At 48.8% G+C, this 19,871-nt stretch carries 15 protein-coding genes; 5 read left to right on the top strand and 10 right to left on the bottom strand.

Annotated features, from left to right (window positions below; all coding sequences use genetic code 11):
* Positions 1 to 199: 199 nt before the first annotated feature.
* The gene (locus NX722_RS20455) at positions 200 to 1,504 is read right to left on the bottom strand and encodes a TolC family outer membrane protein (RefSeq protein ID WP_262564704.1); all 1,305 of its coding nucleotides are present in this window, start codon (positions 1,502 to 1,504) and stop codon (positions 200 to 202) included.
* A gap of 244 nt (positions 1,505 to 1,748) precedes the next feature.
* Between NX722_RS20455 and pilH the strand changes: the two genes are divergently transcribed.
* From pilH to NX722_RS20430, 5 genes are all read left to right on the top strand, one after another.
* Entirely contained in the window at positions 1,749 to 2,123 is a 375-nt protein-coding gene (gene pilH, locus NX722_RS20450; protein ID WP_262564703.1) for a twitching motility response regulator PilH, read from the top strand.
* Positions 2,124 to 2,153: 30 nt separating this feature from the next.
* Entirely contained in the window at positions 2,154 to 2,765 is a 612-nt protein-coding gene (locus NX722_RS20445; protein ID WP_262564702.1) for a chemotaxis protein CheW, read from the top strand.
* Between the two features lie 20 nt (positions 2,766 to 2,785).
* A complete protein-coding gene (locus tag NX722_RS20440) occupies positions 2,786 to 4,918 on the top strand; it encodes a methyl-accepting chemotaxis protein (protein WP_322740943.1) in 2,133 nt (710 codons plus the stop codon).
* Positions 4,919 to 4,984: 66 nt separating this feature from the next.
* Positions 4,985 to 10,327 carry a chemotaxis protein CheA gene (locus NX722_RS20435; RefSeq protein ID WP_262564701.1) on the top strand — a complete coding sequence of 1,781 codons (5,343 nt, stop codon included), beginning with the start codon at positions 4,985 to 4,987 and terminating at the stop codon, positions 10,325 to 10,327.
* A 24-nt stretch (positions 10,328 to 10,351) separates the two neighbouring features.
* Positions 10,352 to 10,864, top strand: a complete 513-nt coding sequence (locus tag NX722_RS20430; protein WP_262564700.1) for a chemotaxis protein CheW — start codon at positions 10,352 to 10,354, stop codon at positions 10,862 to 10,864.
* On the opposite strand, the gene NX722_RS20425 is transcribed toward NX722_RS20430, so the two are convergent.
* The 9 genes from NX722_RS20425 to NX722_RS20385 all read right to left on the bottom strand — a co-directional run bounded on the left by NX722_RS20425 (position 10,791) and on the right by NX722_RS20385 (position 19,815).
* Positions 10,791 to 11,555: a 16S rRNA (uracil(1498)-N(3))-methyltransferase gene (locus NX722_RS20425; RefSeq protein WP_262564699.1), complete on the bottom strand. Its 765-nt coding sequence runs from the start codon at positions 11,553 to 11,555 to the stop codon at positions 10,791 to 10,793. The two genes, NX722_RS20430 and NX722_RS20425, sit on opposite strands and share 74 nt — an antisense overlap.
* Positions 11,556 to 11,655: 100 nt before the next feature.
* The gene (locus NX722_RS20420) at positions 11,656 to 12,711 is read right to left on the bottom strand and encodes a polysaccharide deacetylase family protein (RefSeq protein WP_262564698.1); all 1,056 of its coding nucleotides are present in this window, start codon (positions 12,709 to 12,711) and stop codon (positions 11,656 to 11,658) included.
* A gap of 4 nt (positions 12,712 to 12,715) precedes the next feature.
* Entirely contained in the window at positions 12,716 to 13,579 is an 864-nt protein-coding gene (locus NX722_RS20415) for a formyl transferase (protein ID WP_262564697.1), read from the bottom strand.
* A 250-nt stretch (positions 13,580 to 13,829) separates the two neighbouring features.
* Positions 13,830 to 14,489 carry a hypothetical protein gene (locus NX722_RS20410; protein WP_262564696.1) on the bottom strand — a complete coding sequence of 220 codons (660 nt, stop codon included), beginning with the start codon at positions 14,487 to 14,489 and terminating at the stop codon, positions 13,830 to 13,832.
* Positions 14,490 to 14,631: 142 nt separating this feature from the next.
* Entirely contained in the window at positions 14,632 to 15,474 is an 843-nt protein-coding gene (gene metF / locus NX722_RS20405) for a methylenetetrahydrofolate reductase [NAD(P)H] (RefSeq protein WP_262564695.1), read from the bottom strand.
* A gap of 108 nt (positions 15,475 to 15,582) precedes the next feature.
* On the bottom strand, positions 15,583 to 16,980 hold the full coding sequence (ahcY, locus tag NX722_RS20400) for an adenosylhomocysteinase (protein WP_262564694.1): 1,398 nt from the start codon (positions 16,978 to 16,980) through the stop codon (positions 15,583 to 15,585).
* Positions 16,981 to 17,095: 115 nt separating this feature from the next.
* Complete coding sequence (locus NX722_RS20395) at positions 17,096 to 17,290, bottom strand: DUF4250 domain-containing protein (protein ID WP_262564693.1); 195 nt, start codon at positions 17,288 to 17,290, stop codon at positions 17,096 to 17,098.
* 221 nt (positions 17,291 to 17,511) lie between these two features.
* Positions 17,512 to 18,675 carry a methionine adenosyltransferase gene (gene metK / locus NX722_RS20390; RefSeq protein WP_262564692.1) on the bottom strand — a complete coding sequence of 388 codons (1,164 nt, stop codon included), beginning with the start codon at positions 18,673 to 18,675 and terminating at the stop codon, positions 17,512 to 17,514.
* A 180-nt stretch (positions 18,676 to 18,855) separates the two neighbouring features.
* The gene (locus NX722_RS20385) at positions 18,856 to 19,815 is read right to left on the bottom strand and encodes a metalloregulator ArsR/SmtB family transcription factor (RefSeq protein WP_262564691.1); all 960 of its coding nucleotides are present in this window, start codon (positions 19,813 to 19,815) and stop codon (positions 18,856 to 18,858) included.
* Positions 19,816 to 19,871 lie beyond the last annotated feature (56 nt).

Here is a 19,871-nt window from a genome sequence, read left to right as displayed (position 1 = left end):
TCATCAGTTCTCATAATTACCTGTCTGGAATTTATTCTTTAAATGGTGAACAGATAGAGTCTTACCGATAACAGGCAGCCCTACTGCTGTTTTGCTTCGGAGGATAAGGCTAGTAGAAGATTGGACACTATGAAAAGAAAAAGCCGGATCAATTGATCCGGCTTTCGCAAAGTAATGATGACTGATCGTAAAAGCTTTTTTACTCCCAGCCTGCAGGCATGTTGATTTCAAGAACGTTCATCAACTCTCCGCTGGCTGCAAAGACCCGGTAACGGGCAAAGGCTTCCTGATAGATGGCTGTGGTCAGGCTGCGGCTGGACTGAAACAGTTCATTTTCACTGTCCAGCAGGTCCAGCAGTGTCCTTTTACCAATATTGAACTGCTCCCGATAAGCTTCAACACTCTCGCGGCTGGACTCTTCGTGCAGGCGCAGAAACTTCTGCTGCTGCATATTGAATTCGTATGCAGCCCAGGCTATCCGAAGGGTTTCTTCGAGGGTACGCAGCACTCTGTCACGCTGGGCCCGGCTTTCTTCAGCACGGTAGGCACTTTCATCAAGGCGGGCTTTGTCAGACCCTCCTCTGAAGAGGTTGTACCTTAATTTCAGTACTGCCGCTGCATCGCGAACCCTGCCTGTCTGGCCGTCTACATTTTTTTTCCAACTTTGATCCAGTTCCACATCCAGTGTTGGATAGAAACTACTTTTCAATGATTCATACTGAGACTGTGAAGCCTTGATTTCATGGGCTGATGCCAGGGCATTAGGATGAGAGTCAACCGCACTCTGCAAGGCAGCTTCCAGCGACTCTGGCATTTTTAGTTTCCATGAGCCTGGCTGTTCAAGATCGGCAGGCATAGAGCCTACCAGAGCCATAAACTCACTTTCAGCATCCGCAAGGTTATTACGGGCATTGATGACATTGGCATTGGCACGGGCTCGCCGTCCTTCAATCTGGGCGAGGTCAGAACTTCTGGCAACCCCCTGCTGAGCACGCTGCTGAATCTGTTGAAAAATAACATCGTGCGTTTTCAGATTTTCAATGGACAGATCAATCATATCCCTGCGTTCAAGAACCTTTAGATAGGCATCGACAATCTTCAGGCTTACATCCTGCAGGGTGTTCTTCAAACGCAGTAATTCGGCTTTAGCCTTGTGACGGGCCTGATCAACACTGTTTTTGGTGTTGAATCCAGAAAACAGGTTTTGCTTTACAGAAAAAGAAGCCTCTTTACGAGTAACCATTTTGTCATTAATGGTATTTCCATCAACGTATCTCTTCTGCTTGCCAACCCCTGTTGTTATATCCACTGAAGGGAAATACCTTCCCCAGACCGCGTCTGCATTCTCCATTTCAGCACGGTAACGGTTCAGACTGGCGAGCGCCTGAGGATTTGCTTTCAACGCTTTGTTCAGCACTTCCTGAAGGGTTTCAGCAGAGCTGGCAGTTGTTATTGAAAGGCAACCCAGGAATACTCCCGCTGCCAGTGACACTCTCATTTTCATTAGCATTCCCTGCCATTTTGTTTGGATTTGAATACAGGCAGCATCGACTGGCTAACAGAAACCTTTAGCTCTGACCCTCATTAAGCGAACAAACCACGGGTTGTCTCTGGTCACAGGTAACACTTATGTGCTAAAAAATGCAGATACTGGTACACCAGAATAGCAGGGCAGCTAACCTGAAGCCGTACCCTGTATACGGCAGATTGATTAAAAATAATAAGGTGAACCTGAGCAAGGGGACAAAATGACCAATGTCTTGGTAGTTGATGATTCGCCCAAAGAGCTGTATCGCCTAAAAGCCATACTGGAAAAAAACGGTTACAACGTCATTACCGCCGAAAACGGTGCCGATGGGGTTGCACTATGCAGGCGGGAAAAACCGGATGCAGTTTTGATGGACATAGTCATGCCGGGTTTAAACGGCTTCCAGGCAACACGACAACTGTCTAAAGACTCAGAAACTCATCAAATTCCCATTATCATCATCACGACTAAAGATCAGGAAACCGACAAAACATGGGGGCTTCGACAGGGGGCAAAAGACTACCTGACCAAACCCATTGATGAAAAAGTGCTGCTGAATACACTGACAAAAGTCACCAGCCCGGTACCTGCCTGATTAACGGCCATGAGCCCAGAAAAAGCAGCCATGAGCGAAGAAACAGCCATGCCAACACCAACAGACGAAAAGGCACCTGCAAGCAATGACGAACCAACGGTTTTAAAGCCATTTGATTTGCTTCAGCAGATACAAACCCAGGTGATCCTGCATGCCAAAGAGCCTCCGGAATACAGGGAGCAAAAGGCACCGTGGTTGGGTATAGGCTTCAGAATGAACCAGCAGAGCTATGTTACAGGTATTGGGGATGTCACCGAAATTCTGCCTGTCCCGAATATAACACCGCTGCCCGGAACAAAGAGCTGGGCAAAAGGTGTATCTAACGTCCGTGGACGTCTGGTTCCCATTATCGACCTGCCAGAATTTCTTGGTTTACCGGCACCATCAGACCGAACCACACGACGAATTATGGTGGTCGACCGGAAACAGCTGGTTGTCGGCCTGATCGTTGACGAGGTACAGGGAATGGTACAGTTTCCGCCAGAGTGTTTTACTGAAGAAGCTCAGACAACCACTGCTGACAACACAGAAGCTGTTAACTATTTCATTGAAGGTTGTTACAGCCAGGAAAAAAACCACCCAGTTTTCAGCATCGACAAACTGGTCAGCCATTCAGATTTTTTGATGGCGGCCAGTGAATAACATAACCGGGAATAATAATAATGAAAGGCATCAATGCAGACAGCGCCCAGAGGAGATCAGGCAATCGCGCAACTGCCGGGGCTATCACACTGTTAATCGTATTGCTTGTGGTTATGTCGGCTGCGTTTGTTTATATAAGCCAGGAAAACAGCCTCAGCCAGCAACTGATTTCCAGCTCTGGTGAATTGCGGGTACTGTCACAGAGAATATCCACCAACGCTTCCGAAGCTGCCGAAGGTAAGGAAGAAGCCTTTACCCTGCTGAGGGAGGCGCGCAACGAGTTCGACAAAACGTTCAATTCGCTGAACGACTCTGATGTAACCGTTTCGCCCTATATGCAGCCCGGCGATATCTCAGCCCTGAGCCAGCTTAAATCCATTGAAGCCTCATGGGCAGAACTGCGAACCGAAGCCGACAGCATTCTGGCTGCCGAAGAAACCGTTCTGAACCTGCACGATATGGCAGGCACTCTCAGCGACACCATCCCACAACTGCAGGTGGAATACGACGAAGTTATTGATATTCTTCTGGAAAACGGTACTCCGGCAGACCAGGTTGCCCTGGCACAACGCCAACCATGGCTGGCTGAAAGAATTGTGGCCAACGTTTCCAGGGTACTGCGCGGTGGTGAAGATGCGATTATGGCCGCAGATACCTTTGACCGTGACGCTAAAATTTTTGGTCGGGTTCTTGAAGGCATGCTGTATGGAAACCAGGCCATGCGCATCAACCAGATCACCGACGATGAAGCGCTGGACCGGCTTGCAGAAATTGCCGACCTGTTCAGTTTTGTAGAGAACAGCGTGGACGACATTCTGGAAATCTCGCCGGAGTTGTTCCGGGTGCGTGCGGCATCCAACATGATTTTCACCGATGCCCAACAATTGCTACAACAGACCTCCATCCTGCAGGACACCTTTGAAGAAACAGCCCGGTCCCGCTTTGTTAATGAAACCTTCGCGATTGTTATTGGAGTACTGGCCTTTATTGCTCTGGTGCTGGTTGCCATAAGCATTAACCGCGCCACCCAGCTGCGACTGGCTGAAACCCGGGCTCAGAATGAAGCCAACCAGAAAGCCATCATGCGTCTGCTGAATGAAATGGAAGACCTTGCAGACGGTGACCTGACCGTTTCTGCCACCGTTACAGAAGACTTTACAGGTGCCATTGCAGACTCTATCAACTTCTCCATTGAGCAGCTTCGCGCCCTGGTCAAAACCATTAACCAGTCTGCGGTTGAGGTGGACAACTCTGCCCAGAAAACCCAGAGTACGGCTATCGAGATGGCACAGGCTGCTGAAAACCAGGCTCAGGAAATCAGCATTACCACACAATCCGTTAACGATATGTCCGAATCCATGCGTCTGGTATCAAGGGATGCGGCTCAATCCGCCGAAGTGGCGAGCCGCTCTGTGGATATTGCAACCAACGGTGCTCAGGTGGTGCGCAACACCATCAATGGCATGAACATTATCCGGGAACAGATTCAGGACACTTCCAAACGAATTAAACGACTGGGTGAGTCTTCTCAGGAAATTGGTAACATCATCTCACTGATCAATGACATCGCTGACCAGACCAACATACTGTCCCTGAATGCAGCCATTCAGGCCTCCATGGCGGGTGAAACGGGCCGGGGTTTTGCGGTAGTGGCAGACGAAGTGCAGCGTCTGGCCGAGCGGGTGTCTGGTGCAACCCGACAGGTGGAAACACTGGTCACCGCTATCCAGAACGATACCAACGAAGCCGTTACGTCTATGGAACAGACGACGTCTCAGGTAGTCAGCGGTGCGCAACTGGCTCAGGACGCCGGTATAGCGCTGGCAGAAATTGAACAGGTGTCTGGTAATCTGGCAGCACTGGTCAGGGATATCTCTGCCACAGCAAGGGACCAGACAGAATCCGCTGCGCAGATTTCCCAGCGCATGTTAACGATTCGCGACATCACAAACCAGACCGCCTCCGGAACCACAGCAACCGCGAATTCGGTAGGGACTCTGGCTGAAATGGCGGTAGAAATGCGTCAGTCCGTCTCCGGCTTCCGGCTCCCTGACCCGGGACTGGGTTCATCCACTGAGGCCTTTATCGGGCAGTCTGTTGGAACTGAAATCAATCCGGACATTGACGATGATGAGTTCAGCGCGACCGCTTAAGTCACAAAATGCTGAAAACGATGCGTTGACAACAATACGCTAAGGTTGCTTTTAACGGAGCCGTTCATGGCAGAACAACAGGGCTATGCCGATAATAACTATCTTGATAAGAGCCATCTTGATAAGAGCCATCTTGATAAGAGCCTTCCTGATAAGAGCGCTATCGAGAACCATGCTGGACCTGGCGGTGTCAGGGGGGAAATAAACAGCGTTCTGACAGAAGCGCGTCAGGCACTGGAAAGGCACCTGAGCGACCCTGGCAACCCAACACACCTTGAAGCCTGTCTGAACCGGGTCGGACAGGTTCACAATACTCTGAAAATGCTGCAACAGGTTGGTGCAACGCTGCTTGCAGAAGAGCTAAAAAAGCTGCTGGAGGCGCTGAGTCGCAAAGCGGTTCAGGATCTGGATGTTGTTCACGAATGCCTGATGCAGTCGATTCTGCAGCTCCCCGCCTATATAGAACAGGCGGTTCATTCCGGCATGGACCGTCCAATGCCCCTGCTGCCATTAATTAATAAAATGCGCAGCCTGCGCGGCGCAGACGCATTATCCAGAGCTGTCTTTTTCTATCCACCAATATCCGGCTTTCCCCCTTCTCTCAGTGATGAACAGATCCAGAAGCTGAAACAGTCCGGTCTCACTAGCCTGTTACCTAAAATACGACAGAAATATCAGGTTGTACTGGCTGCCTATCTCCGTGAACAGCACAGAGAACAACAGTTGCAAGTTATGGCTCGTATCTTCGCCAAACTGCAGAACCTATGCTGGGATGCCCCCCTGAGTCCATTATGGGAAGCCTGTATTGCTCTGGTCGAAGGTTTACAGAATGACAGCATTAAGCAAACCCTGCACATCACCAATCTTCTTCGATCCGTAGACCTGCAGCTTAGATCTTTTGTTATCAAAGGGCCGTCGTTTATCAATACAACACCCGACGACCAGTTATTCAGGGGATTACTGTATTTTATTGCCCTGTCTGATGACGATGGAAGCTTTGGCAGTGCCATGAAAGCTCGCTACAAACTTCATGAAGCACTGAATAACAGTGAAGGCAACACCTTTGTTGGAAACGAAGCAGCCCCCTCCGTCATGCAAGCTTTGAATGATGAACTGGCAGGCATCAAAGATGCCTTTGACCTGTACCTGCTGGCTACTGAGCCAGACCCATTGATCCTCCAGAACCAGCTCCCGATTATTCAGCAGGTGAGCGGCACTCTGTCGATGCTGGGGCTGGAAGAGCAGGGGCAACAGGTTCTGCAATTTAAACAACAGCTTCATGATGTGATTGAATCCAGACTCAGCTCCCGGGGTAGCGATGCCGAAACGGCACTTATGGCTATCGCAACAGGACTGTTGAAACTGGAAACCGTTCTTCATCAGTTTGCCAACGGACAACAGGCTGATTCAACACCTCTGCTGAATGAAGCATTTGTCACCGTCATAGAACAAACGCGTGAGAACCTGGAACAAACCAAAGATGCCATTACTGAGTATGTAGACCATCAGTTCGACCAGAGTTATCTGCGAAATGCCTGCGATCTTCTGCAAATCGCTTATGGTGGTCTTGGGATGACCCCTTTTACCAGTGCTGCCGACGTTATCCGTCAATGTGCAGACTTTATAAATAGCCAGTGGATAGAAAACCCGGGGAACCTGCCTGACAAACAAGCGCTTGAGAATACTGCAGAGGTTGTTACTGCCATCGAATACTATCTGGATCGACTCGCCGATCCTGGCACCGGCCATTCCGATACCATTCTGGAAACGGCTCAGGAAAGCCTGTCGAAACTGCTGGAAGTTCCAGTCACTCCCGGTCCGGTCGGAATAGCAACTTATACTCCGGAACCTGTAGAGAATAACCTCTCTGCTTTTACCTCCGACAACCTGACGCTGGTTGAGATTGAACAGGACACGACTGAACCCAAACGTTCATCAAAAGCTGTTTTCCAGATTGATGACCCACAGGAAGAACTGCCAGAGTCTTTGCCTGAGTTACCTGAGGATCTGGATAGTGCTATAGAGTTCACCCCTGAAAAACACAGGGCAGAGCCAGCAACAACAGGCCTGATCGATGAAGATTTGCTGGAGGTTTTCAGGGAAGAAGCAAGTGACGTTCAGGCACAACTGGCGAGTCTTATCCCCCAGTGGCAGTCATCCGCAGACCGGCAACCGGCGATACTGTCTGATATACGACGATCATTTCATACTCTGAAAGGCAGTGGGCGTATGGTTGAAGCCAATGTCATTGGCGAACTGGCCTGGTCGATTGAGAATATGCTCAATCGCCTGATTGAGGGTACCACAGCATTTAATCCGGATATGCTGAACCTGATTGCCAGAGCCAATAACATGCTTCCGGCATTGCTGGACGATTACATCCAGGATAACGAGCTTCTGACTCCTGATGTACTGGTCTGCATGGAAATGGCAGATGCCCTGGCTAACGGTGAACAGTATCTGGCACCAGAACACCCCGATGCGCCTGAGGAAGACGACGATAACAGTATTGCAGTCCAGTTCGGAGAAGTGATCAGCGACCAGCCTGAACCCGTCGGATTAATACCGCCACAGCAGCTTGAAACGACGGGTATTACCTCCGACGAAGATCAACTCCTGACGGTATTCCAGACTGAAGCCAGAGATCATCTGGAGACCATTCAAACGTTCATTAACAACGTCCGGAACACTGGCAACCCTCTACAGATTAGTGACAGCGTCCATAGGGCTTTGCATACCCTCAAGGGTATTACCCAAATGTCCGGGTTTGATACGCTGGCACAGCTGGTTAATGCTCTGGAATACCATGTTAAAGAGTTCAAAAGCCACAATGTTCCCGCTGATGAGGAAGTAACCCGAACGCTGCAGGAAGGCTGTCTGCTAATCGCTGACGCCCTTAACCAGCTCATTGACAATCCGACAGAGTTATACCTGGACAGTGACGGTTATCTTTCATGGCTGGATATACTGCATCAACAGCTTATTCCACAGTCCGAAGCCCAGTCTGGGAAACGCCTCCTGCCTGCTGAAGGGCTTGAGTATCTGCTGCTGGCAGATACCTTGCCTGAACTCTGGCAGCAGGGCATTGACCATTCTCAGCTGAAGCGGTTGCTGAAAGATCTGGACACACTGGGTCAGCGCTGCCGGGAACAGCAGCTGCAACCCGTTGCCGAACTGAGTGATATTTTAAAAGACATCTGCAACTACCTGGATTCGCATGCAACGACTCTTCCAGAGCCACTGGTAAAACCACTGACAAACGGTTTCGACGCATTACTGAATATGCTCAACCAGACGGCAGGACAGCAGACACCCGAACCCTCTCAGGCCGTTTTCACGGGGCTCCGTCATGCCCTGGAAGCGCTGCTCCTGCATGAAGAGGAAAGGCATGAAGAGCCAGTAAAAGCAGCTGCGGACCACCCTATTCAACACAACATTGAAGTTGAAGAAATAGAACTGCTGGACCTGTTCCTCGATGAAGCTTTTGAGATCAGCGAAGATGCCCACCAGGCTCTGAAAAACTGGATTAAGGAAACATCCAGTCCGGAACCCGTCAAAGAACTTCAGCGTCTGCTGCATTCATTAAAAGGCGGTGCGCGAATGTCAGAGCAGCCTGATCTGGCAGACCTCAGCCATGCCCTGGAGGGCGTCTACGAGTTAATTGCTTCCCGGCTGTTCACCAGACAAACATGGACAGCCGATATCCCCCTGGGCTTAATGCAGGCTTCCCACAACCATATTGACCAGATGCTTCAGGCTCTTAAGGCAGATCAGCCTGTTCCGGACGCTTTCATTTATATACAAAAACTGAATGAATGGCAGGCGCAACATCAAAATGCGACGGGCGATAAGCCTGAAGCGTTAACCGTTGAACCTGAATTTCTGACGACAGATGAAGTTCATCATCTGCCCGATTATCTTGCCCAACCATCGGTTGACGAACCACCCGGTGATATACAACAGGACGCGCACGCTTCACCCGTATCCCGACAATTAAAACAAAACCGGGAGATGGTTCGGGTCTCTGCAGAGTTATTTGAACACCTTATCAACCTCTCAGGTGAGTCCAGCATTACTCGCTCCCGTATTGAGCAGGAAGTGACTGAAATCCGTCATACTCTGGATGAAATGGAAACCACCATCAGCCGGCTCACGGAGCAGTTAAGGCGCCTGGATCTGGAAACCCAGACTCAAATTCTGTCCCGCTATGAAGGCGAACAGCACACGTCCGATTTTGATCCGCTGGAGATGGATCGTTACTCCGGGCTTACTCAGCTGTCGCACTCACTGATGGAGTCAGCCACAGACCTTGCCGACCTTCGGCTGGCTGTTTCAGACAAGAACAGTGAAACCGAATCCCTCCTTCTGCAGCAGTCCAGGACACAAATTCAGCTGCAGGACAAACTGATACAGGCACGAATGGTGTCGTTTGCCCGCTTGCTGCCAAGGCTGAAAAAAATAACAGCACAGGTTTCTGAAGAGCTGAAAAAAACTGTAAAGCTGAACGTTCAAAATGCAGAAGGTGAAATGGATCGAACCATGCTGGATCGGATTCTTTCACCGCTTGAGTATCTGATTCGTCATGCAATCAGTCACAGCATTGAAGACGCTGATGATCGCAGAGCCACAGGAAAAACCGAAGCCGGGCAGCTGGAACTGGTGGTTAAAAGAGAAGGTGCAGAGATTGTTCTGGAGTTACACGACGATGGAGAAGGTATTGATGTCGATGCCATTCAGACAAAAGCTGTGGAAATGCACCTGATCGCACCCGATGACCAGCTACCTGATTCCGACCTGATTCAGTTAATTCTTGAGCCTGGTTTCTCTACCACTGACACCTCAGCCCATAGTGTTGGGCTGGACAGGGTCAACACAGAAATAAGACAGATGGGCGGCAGTATGCAAATTGAAAGCACCCGTGGTAAAGGCTGCTGCTTCAGGCTCAGGCTGCCCTTTACCCTGTCAATGCACCGTGTTCTGGTGGTACAGGCCGGTGATAGCCTGTACGCCTTACCTCTGCAATCTATTGCTGGCGTCACCACCATTGCAGCAAACACTCTGTTAAGCTGCTTTCAGGACTTACTGCCTCTTGAGTTCGCAGGGGAAGAGTATCAGGTGCTAACTCTGGGACAACTGACCGGTAATACAGCACCAGAGATTCGGGAAGCCTCTTGTCATATGGTTCTGCTTGACCGGGGTGGACAGAAATACGCCCTGCAGGTGGATGAGCTGATTGGCAGAAGGGACATTGTCAGCAAAAATCCTGGTCCTCAGTTTGCCACCTTGTCTGGTGTGAAGGGTGCCACGATTCTGGGTGATGGTCGGGTTGTGATTGTTATTGACCCGGCGGCACTGATTCGCCAGTTCAGAGTCAACCAGTATTATGCCCATCAACCGTTGAACGCCTGATATGAGTAAGAGGTTTAAACTCTGATGAATACCAGAACCCTTTCGTCGCTGCTGATTCCCATGCAACAAAAGCCATTACTGGTGCCTGCGGTGTGTGTGGTGGACATCATCGACTACACCCGACCCACTGGTAAAAGCCATTCTGAAGACTGGTATCCGGGGGATATCCTCTGGCGCGGGCAACAAATCCCCCTGATTGTTTTTGAACGCCTGAACCAGCGACGGTGTGCTGAATTTTCAGCCAGCGCCAAACTGGCTATTTTCAACACCCTGTCAGAAGGGTCAGAAACTCCGTTCTATGGGATGGTTATACAGGGGCTGCCCCGGTCGCTTGAACTGCTGTTTTCCGACATTCAAACGACCGAAGCAGAGGCTGGTGCTGCAGAAAAGGCGCAGGTCATTGTTAATCAGCTACCCGCCTGCATTCCAGATCTTGAGCTGGTTGATGAAAAGCTTAAGAGCCTTACTCATTCTCTCCCCGGACGTCTCCCCGGATGTCACCCCGAACATCACCCCACAGATACTGCATCAGTGTAATGGCTGAAACCGGTGCGGTTTCAGTGCGCAAGACCCTTGGCCCCAGGGCCAGCGCATTGAAACCATTTTGCTCCGCACGCCCTATTTCATCAACCGTCAGCCCACCTTCAGGACCAATCAGAAGGGAAACCGATGCCGGCTGATCATAGCCTTCCAGCCTGCGCTCTGTGCGGTGATGCAACACAAACTTCAAATCCGAAGCCTGCTGCGTGATCCATTCATCCACAGAAACGGCTGGGTGTATCACTGGCACACGATTTCTGCCACATTGCTCACAGGCACTGATGGCTACCTGTTGCCAGTGTCGTAAACGTTTTTCCAGCCGTTCCTTGTTCAGTTTGACTTCACAGCGCTCACTGAACAGCGGTGTTATTTCCGTAACGCCCACCTCTGTCGCCTTCTGAATCGCATAATCCATGCGTTCTCCACGACTAAGACTCTGACCCAGATGAATCGACAACGGCGATTCATTTGTCTTTTCAATGGGATGCTCAAGCATCACCGTCACACTTTTTTTACTGACGGACTCAACTTTCCCCTGATAGGCAGAACCTTCGCCGTCGAACAATATCAGGGAGTCCTGAGGTTTCATTCGCAGAACTTTACCGACATGGTTTGCCGCGCTGTCGGTCAACTCAACCATTGCGCCAGCACTCATAGGCTGGGGAAAATAAATTCGGGGATTACGCATTTGTATGACAGTGGTTAATTCAGAAACAGCCTGAATTATAACTGAGCGGAAAAGTAATAGTGAGCATAATGAACAACGGATTACGCACAACGACTGTCAATTACCGTAGCCAGCCTTTGATCGCTTTTAACCGACTTTTTATCACAGGTCGCAGTTCTATCGCAGAATATAAATGACCATCATCACCGGAAACATTTCCCAGTTCGACACGAGACATGATCCGCTGCTCAAGGATTCTTTCTCTGGAATTTATACCATCCCCCACTTCAACGGCATATTTATGACCTGCTTGCAGGGCATTATGAATATTCGCCTTGCCATAATCGACTTCCATGCCAAATGGAAAACTAACGAAGTCGCCACTTTTGCCGTGTTGCATCATGATGTCCCGTGCCAGCGTAATCTCCCGTTCGGCATGTTCGGTCCCTGAAAAAGCATTTAAAGGATGATGCTGGTGTGTATGTGAATAGAAGCCTGCACCATACTGACTCATTTCATCGACTTGTTGCCAGGTAAGGTACATTTGCTGCTCTTGCGCAATGGCAGTTGCATCTAAATTGAAATGTCTGAAAAGAGTGGCCAGAAGTTTATTTTCATATAGGTACTCACAATGCTGGCGACACCATATTTCAATACCCCTGGCATTTGAAGGTGCTTTTTCTATGTTGTTTTCAATATATTTGTTAAATGCTTTGGATGTTTCAATTGCCCCAAAATTGCTTAGCAAATAATTCAGTTCGTGTAGCCATAAAAGCTGATTGTTATCGACTACGGCTGTATTGAGAAATACATCAAATAAAACCCCTTTTTGTTTGAGTATGGGGAATGCTTTTGTGTAAACCGATTTCAGCCCATCATCAAAAGATATTGTACAGACAGGCTTGTCCTGAGGTAGCTCATTATTTTCAATAAGCTTTATCGCTTCCTGCAAGGATAAGACCGTGTAATGACGAGTTAAATAATCCAACTGACGTGTAAATGCCTGCTCTGAAATCTCATCATTTAAATAGGTCATACAGGGCGCTGATTTCATACCAATGCCATGATAAAAGACGGTTCGTATATCATTATCTTTTCGTACATGAGAATTAAAATCCGATTTACATAGTATTGTGCCAAATAAATCAGTAGCAAAAATGATAGATCGATTTAACACTGCACTATTCCTCACTGATATTGAAGTCATTAAAAGGAAGTGGTTTATGTTCTATTCCCCGGAGGGTCTTTTGCAGCCCGCCACGGAAAATATAAGCAAGCAATTTTATATCATGCAATATCGTTCGGTGTTTAAACTGATACTCTTTACCGATACTCATATCTTGCCTGATGGTCTTGACTGCTTCACCCTGAAGTAATTTTTTTGCCACCGCAGCGTATAACCCGGCCCCAACTTTTACTGACTTTGCGAACGCCGTGTGATGATCATCCTGCGCAGTGATTTTTACGCTGGCTCGACCGTAGATATCGCCACCATCTACTTCCAGAGAGCATTGATGGACTGTCGCTCCTACCATGTGGGGTTCTCTGTTATATAAAGGCCAGAATGCACATGAGCAGCCGCGATAATAGGGTGAAATCCCAGTATGTAAATTCAGTATTGATGACTTTGCTAAACTGATGACCTGTTGTTTAATAATGCCGGTACCATAAACAAAAATATAATCGGGAGCGAGTTCTTTAATAAAAGCAATACTTTCTGCACTATTTGCCGAATACGGAGTACAAACCGGCAAGTCGGTTGGAATATAATCTTCCTTATTTATTGAACCAAGATAACTCTTTAGAATTGATAACTGCTTATGATCTATCCGCATCAGTGAGCGTAATGACTTGGTGATGATTCTTTCACAAAACACCAATGGATTATAACGTTTCATTCCATGTTTCAATGACGCAAGAACACTTCGTTTCTTTTTGTGTTGTTCAACAACAATGCCACATACCTGATCGCCCAGTGCAGCCATTAATTGCTGAGTGACATATTGCTGTTCAATCCCTTCAGCAGTAATAATTAACGCTTTCATAAGGTCACTTGATTCTCATATTTATAGGGACGTACCTTAAGCCTAAACAGAAAAGAGGCAATGAAACAGTGCTAATAAAAATATAGTCACTAAAAAAGCATAATCAAAGCTCCAGCCTTCTCCCATATAAAATGAGCCTGAGCTCCCTCAGCAGGTTAGAGAACTGCCCGGGAAGGCACCAGTGCCAGAATCTCGCTTGGATAAAAAAACAGTACTGTCAATGAGTTAAAGAGGTTTTAATAGTGCTCACCTATGAAAAATTTGAGCCTAAAAAATCTTCTGCGTAAAATCGGGTGGGGTTTCCATTATTATCGGTCAATTGATAAAACAGTATACGACCAATAAATAACCTCTTAACCCACTCAGTAGCTTTCTCAGGGTCGGGAGAAAATATTGAAAGTATTTCTTTACCCTGATCTGCCCACTGAGAGGATTTCATTAAGATCATGATTTTGTAAAGACCCACTTCGCAGGCAACATTAAACCACGGATCACATACGAAAAATGCCCTGTCACCAACTTCGCTGAAGTCGGCAAACGTCAGGCTCTCAAAGTTAAAAGATTCCCGTGCCAGCACTAAAAAAGTGTGCACTCCGTCCTCATGAACTGCTATCCAGATATTTGGAATTTTTTTCATAAGGCCATATCTAGCTGCAATCAATGAATATTGAGAGCAGTTACCAAACCTGTTTTGCGGTTCACATGCTTCTAAAGTTCTGTATATATCTCCCGGGGCTTTTATGGTTGCCAGTGCGCTACTTGCTTTTTTGGAGTTGAAGTTGCGTTGAAATTTTCGATTGAAGGGAGTGGCTCCATAGCCATAGGAATAGCGCTTGTTTGAAGACTTCACGGAACCCTTATAGAAACTACGGCTTAATTCCAGAAGTTCTTGAGCGGAAGACAGAGACATAAGAAATCCGCAAACTTTGAATACACAGACAGAATATAGCCGCAGAAACTGCTACCGTCGAGCGCCCTCAAATTAGCTATTTGTAAGCACTCACAAACACCGAATCCCATACAACCAGTGCACGGAATCCGATTTAGCCCTCTTAAAGCTCAAGGTTCCGGCAAATCCTCTGTACGGCAGGAGCCTGGTTCAGGGTATAAAAGTGCAATCCCGGTACACCATCAGCGATCAATCGTTCGCACAGCTTAGTAACCACTTCCTCGCCAAACTGCCTGATGCTCTGCACATCGTCACCATAAGCCTCAAGCTGTTTGCGAATCCAGCGTGGAATTTCAGCGCCACAGGCATCCGAGAACCGGGCCAGCCTGGTGTAATTGGTAATCGGCATAATACCGGGAACAATAGGGATTTCGATCCCCAGAGCAGTGGCACGATCGCGGAAATAAAAATAGGCTTCTGCATTAAAGAAATACTGGGTAATCGCCGAATTGGCTCCGGCGTTGACTTTGCGTTTAAAGTTCAGCAAATCCTGCTCAAAGTTCTGCGCCTGGGGGTGTGATTCAGGATAAGCGGCTACTTCAAGAGTAAAGTGGTCACCGGTCTCTTCACGAATAAAACTGACCAGTTCGTTGGCATAGTGAAGCTCACCATGAAACCCTCCCATACCGGAAGGCCGGTCACCACGAAGGGCAACGAGTCGGTTAATACCCAGTTGCTGGTACTGTTTGAGCAATGCTCTCAGTTCCTGTCGGGTGTCACCAACACAAGAGAGGTGAGGCACTGTGCTGACACCTGTCACCTGACTTAACCCTGTCACCGTCTCAAGGGTACGATCCCGGGTTGAGCCACCAGCCCCGTATGTCACCGAAAAGAATTCCGGCTTGTTCTCTGCCAGCTGACTGGCAGTGATTTCGAGTTTTTTCGCCCCCTCTGGGGTCTTGGCGGGAAAAAACTCAAAACTGATGGGCGGCGTGTTTGTTGTCATTGTCATCTTCTTTACGGCTGTATGCTTTTGTTATTGACCGTGGGCCGCAACTTGCAGTCAGCAGCCATCACGCTTGTATAACCCACCATCCGTGGCAGGTGTGATGACTCAGTATTTGTAGTCATCACCTTTAAACGGACCTTCAACCGGCACGTTAATGTAATCCGCCTGTTCTTGTGTCAGTTGCGTAACAACACCGCCAAAACCTTCAACCATGTAACTCGCCACTTCTTCATCCAGCTTCTTGGGCAGCAGGGTGACGTAAAGGTTTGCTACCTTGTCTTCAGCAGACAGGCTGGCAAAACCCGCTGCATAGAGGTGAATCTGAGCCAGCACCTGGTTGGCAAAGGAACCGTCCATAATGCGCGACGGATGTCCGGTAGCATTACCAAGATTCACGAGTCGTCCTTCTGACAGCAGAATCAAATGATCGTTGTCACCTTTATTGCGCCATATTTTATGCACCTGAGGTTTAACCTCCTCCCACTCCCAGTGTTCACGCATAAAGGTGGTATCAATTTCGGTATCAAAGTGGCCAATATTGCAGACTACACAACTGCTCTTCAGGGTTTTCAGCATATTGCGGTCGCACACGTGTACGTTGCCGGTGGTGGTGACCAGCAGATCCGTTGTCGCCAGAAGTTCTTTGTTAATGCTGTTTTCAGTGCCGTCGTTTTCGCCATTGATGTACGGCGACACCACCTCGAAACCGTCCATACACGCCTGCATGGCACAGATTGGATCAACCTCACTGACTTTCACAATCATGCCTTCCTGACGCAGGGAAGCGGCAGACCCTTTGCCCACATCGCCGTAACCAATGACCAGGGCTTTCTTACCGGCCAGCAGATGGTCAGTACCACGCTTGATGGCATCGTTAAGGGAGTGGCGACAGCCGTATTTGTTATCGTTCTTACTCTTGGTAACTGCGTCGTTTACATTGATGGCGGGCACTTTCAGGGTGCCTTTTTCCAGCATTTCCAGCAGACGGTGAACACCGGTGGTGGTTTCCTCAGAAATACCGTGAATGTTATCCAGCAATTCAGGGAATTTGTCGTGCATCAACAGGGTCAGGTCACCACCGTCGTCCAGAATCATATTGGAGTCCCAGGGTGTCCCATCCTGATTAAGAATGGTTTGTTCAATACACCACCAGAACTCTTCTTCAGTTTCGCCTTTCCAGGCAAAGACAGGAACACCAGCGGCAGCAACCGCAGCAGCGGCATGGTCTTGTGTTGAGAAAATATTGCAGGATGACCAGCGAACCTCTGCGCCCAGTTCCACCAGTGTTTCAATCAATACGGCGGTCTGAATGGTCATGTGAATACAGCCCATGATGCGGGCACCTTTCAGAGGCTGCTGATCACGATACTTATTGCGGATCGCCATCAGTGCAGGCATTTCACCTTCAGCGATTTGAATTTCACGTCGTCCCCAGTCTGCCAGGCTGATATCAGCCACACGATAGTCAGTAGAAGCTGTCTGTGTTTCAAGAATGGCGCTCATAGGTAGAACCTGTCTGCGTATTTTCCGAAGTGTGTTAAGGAGTCTAGCAGTGCAAAAAACCTATATCAATTAATTTTGATATAGGTTATCAGGTTCAGCTGAATGCAGCCGTTCGTCAATCGTGGGTAAACTGGTTATTTTTGAGCCGATAGTGGTAATGAATCTGCTTCATCAACCGTTCCAGTTGTTTGACCGGAACATCCAGATCATCAGACAGCTGCTGGAGGTTTTTACAGTCATGACGCAACCGTTCGTTGGCGATCCCAAGCAGGATATGAGGTTCAAGGCGTTCAGGGTGATTCAGTTCCATAAACAATACCTCTCTTTTTAGAAGGATGAGCCATCAGGCTCTTTCATTTTAGCGGTTTGCGTGACTTTAGAATACAGTAACCCGGCTTTGTACCGGTCAGTGGCAAAAACACTGACAACCGTGTTAATCGCACTTGCACCTGTCTGAATCGTTGTTGCCCAACTCAAAAAAAAGGCTGCCAGATGACAGCCTTCAAAGCGGGATCAGAACAAGGTCTGTGTTTACAGGCCTGCGGCAGCGCGCAGGGCATCAGCCTTGTCGGTTTGCTCCCAGGTGAACTCTTCGTCTTCACGACCAAAGTGACCATAGGCAGCGGTTTTCTGATAGATCGGACGCTTCAGGTCCAGCATGCTGATCAGACCTTTAGGGCGCAGATCAAAGTGTGCACGCACCAGCTCAACAATTTTCTCGTCGGCAATCTTGCCAGTGTCAAAGGTGTTGATGGAGATTGAAGTCGGCTCTGCCACTCCAATCGCGTAAGACACCTGAATCTCACACTTATCTGCCAGACCCGCAGCTACAATGTTTTTGGCTACATAACGACCTGCGTAAGCAGCGGAACGGTCAACCTTGGAGGGGTCTTTACCGGAGAACGCACCACCACCGTGACGAGCCATACCGCCATAGGTGTCAACAATGATCTTACGACCCGTCAGGCCGCAGTCGCCAACCGGGCCACCGATAACAAAGATACCCGTTGGGTTGATGTGGTACTGAGTCTCTTCGTGCAGCCACTCCGCCGGAAACACTGGCTTGATAACATGTTCCAGAATGTCTTTCTGCAATTGTTCCTGAGAGATTTCAGGGTCGTGCTGGGTAGACAGGACAACAGCATCAACACTCTGAACCTTGCCCTGTGCGTCGTAACGCATAGTAACCTGACTCTTGGCATCCGGACGCAACCATGGCAGTGTGCCATTTTTGCGCAGTTCAGCCTGACGCTTTACCAACATATGGGAGTAATAAATAGGCGCAGGCATCAGAACCGGCGTTTCGTTGGTGGCATAACCGAACATCAGGCCCTGGTCGCCAGCACCCATTTCGTGTTCTTCGGTTTCGTCTACACCAACAGCAATGTCCGGGGACTGCTTACCGATGGCGTTCAGGACAGCAACGCATTCACCGTCAAAGCCCAGGTCGCCATGATTATAACCGATCCCTGTCACGACCTTACGCACCAGCTCTTCAATATCAACGTAAGTCTCGGTACGAACCTCACCCGCCACGATCACCATGCCGGTTTTAACCATGGTTTCAACCGCAACACGGGCATCCGGGTCGTCTTTCAGGATCGCATCCAGAATCGCATCAGAAATCTGATCCGCTACTTTATCCGGATGACCTTCCGATACAGACTCGGAGGTAAACAGAGAATAATCTGCCATTGTCTTCTTGTGCCTCATTAAACAACCATGATGCCGTTTATCCTTTACCGGGATAAAACCGCACCACAGAAAATTAGTACGTTGAAGCTGGCTGCGAATAAAATCATTAAAACTATTCCCAGCCAGCCTCTTAATCATTAGATAATCGTCGTTTACCGACCATCAGCTATCGATCATTCGCTAGCGATAAAATCGGCGAACCTGAATCTGAAACCCGTTACGTAACCCCAGATACTGCGATTCTCCGGAGTTCAGACCTGCATCCTGAGCCCAGTTATCGAGGTCATCGCTACTGAACCCCAGCCAAATATCACCGCAGGATTCCCGTACCCAGTCCTGATCGTGCTGACTCAGGTCACTGATCAGAAAACTGCCACCGGGCTTCAGCAGGCTGGCTACCTGTTTGAAAATTCCTGAAGGACTGGGTATGTGGTGCAACACCATGTTGGCGACAATACAGTCGAACTGCTCTTCAAGATGTTGCAGTGTTTTCAGCTCACCATGGATAAACTCTATGTTTTTCAGAGCGTATTTTTCAGCGAAATGCTGGCTACTGGCGAGCATCTCTCCAGAATTATCAACAGCATAGACCTGATTAAAGCGTTGGCTGAGGGTTTGCAGAAATTCCCCTTCTCCCGGACCCAGCTCCAGAGCCAGAGCCCGCTCAGGCATTTCTGTGCTTTTGAGTACATCGGCAACACACCGGGCATAAAGCTCGTGGTCAGCAATCAGCTCCTGATGCTGTCGAAACTCCTCCACGTGCCGGGCAAAAAACGCCATGGACTGTTCTGCACGCTGCTCCCTGATGGCTTCAAGCCGGAGTTCCAGCTCAGCAGGCAGAACTAACCCGTCAACCGCCCTGAACAGGGAGCGAACCGCATCACCAAAAGCTTCGACAGAGGGTGGCAGTGACCTGCGGTAAAAAACGGTATTACCTTCCTTGCGTGTTGACACCAGTCCGGCCTGGGAAAGTACTTTGAGGTGATGACTCATGGCTGGCTGACGCATGCCAAACACATGGCTTAACTCCAGCACCCCGAAAGAGTCAGTGCTGAGCACCCTGAGGACCTGCAGTCTGAGAGCGTCACCAATGGCTTTGCCGAAAATGGCAAGCTGATCGACCATTTCAGTATCTGACAAGCTATGCTCCTCATGCCATGAAAAAAGACCTGCGGTTATTGCAGCTTTTTAGTTTC

The sequence above is a fragment of the Endozoicomonas gorgoniicola genome (assembly GCF_025562715.2).
GTDB lineage: Bacteria > Pseudomonadota > Gammaproteobacteria > Pseudomonadales > Endozoicomonadaceae > Endozoicomonas_A > Endozoicomonas_A gorgoniicola.
The sequence above is the reverse complement of the archived record's forward strand: the minus strand, read 5'-3'. Positions and strand labels throughout refer to the sequence as shown.

What these genes read in the sequence shown, in the direction of transcription:
- NX722_RS20455 (WP_262564704.1), bottom strand. Translation starts at nt 1,504, where the DNA reads ATGAAAATGAGAGTGTCACTGGCAGCGGGAGTATTCCTGGGTTGCCTT.
- pilH (WP_262564703.1), top strand. Translation starts at nt 1,749, where the DNA reads ATGACCAATGTCTTGGTAGTTGATGATTCGCCCAAAGAGCTGTATCGC.
- NX722_RS20445 (WP_262564702.1), top strand. Translation starts at nt 2,154, where the DNA reads ATGAGCGAAGAAACAGCCATGCCAACACCAACAGACGAAAAGGCACCT.
- NX722_RS20440 (WP_322740943.1), top strand. Translation starts at nt 2,786, where the DNA reads ATGAAAGGCATCAATGCAGACAGCGCCCAGAGGAGATCAGGCAATCGC.
- NX722_RS20435 (WP_262564701.1), top strand. Translation starts at nt 4,985, where the DNA reads ATGGCAGAACAACAGGGCTATGCCGATAATAACTATCTTGATAAGAGC.
- NX722_RS20430 (WP_262564700.1), top strand. Translation starts at nt 10,352, where the DNA reads ATGAATACCAGAACCCTTTCGTCGCTGCTGATTCCCATGCAACAAAAG.
- NX722_RS20425 (WP_262564699.1), bottom strand. Translation starts at nt 11,555, where the DNA reads ATGCGTAATCCCCGAATTTATTTTCCCCAGCCTATGAGTGCTGGCGCA.
- NX722_RS20415 (WP_262564697.1), bottom strand. Translation starts at nt 13,579, where the DNA reads ATGAAAGCGTTAATTATTACTGCTGAAGGGATTGAACAGCAATATGTC.
- NX722_RS20410 (WP_262564696.1), bottom strand. Translation starts at nt 14,489, where the DNA reads ATGTCTCTGTCTTCCGCTCAAGAACTTCTGGAATTAAGCCGTAGTTTC.
- metF (WP_262564695.1), bottom strand. Translation starts at nt 15,474, where the DNA reads ATGACAACAAACACGCCGCCCATCAGTTTTGAGTTTTTTCCCGCCAAG.
- ahcY (WP_262564694.1), bottom strand. Translation starts at nt 16,980, where the DNA reads ATGAGCGCCATTCTTGAAACACAGACAGCTTCTACTGACTATCGTGTG.
- NX722_RS20395 (WP_262564693.1), bottom strand. Translation starts at nt 17,290, where the DNA reads ATGGAACTGAATCACCCTGAACGCCTTGAACCTCATATCCTGCTTGGG.
- metK (WP_262564692.1), bottom strand. Translation starts at nt 18,675, where the DNA reads ATGGCAGATTATTCTCTGTTTACCTCCGAGTCTGTATCGGAAGGTCAT.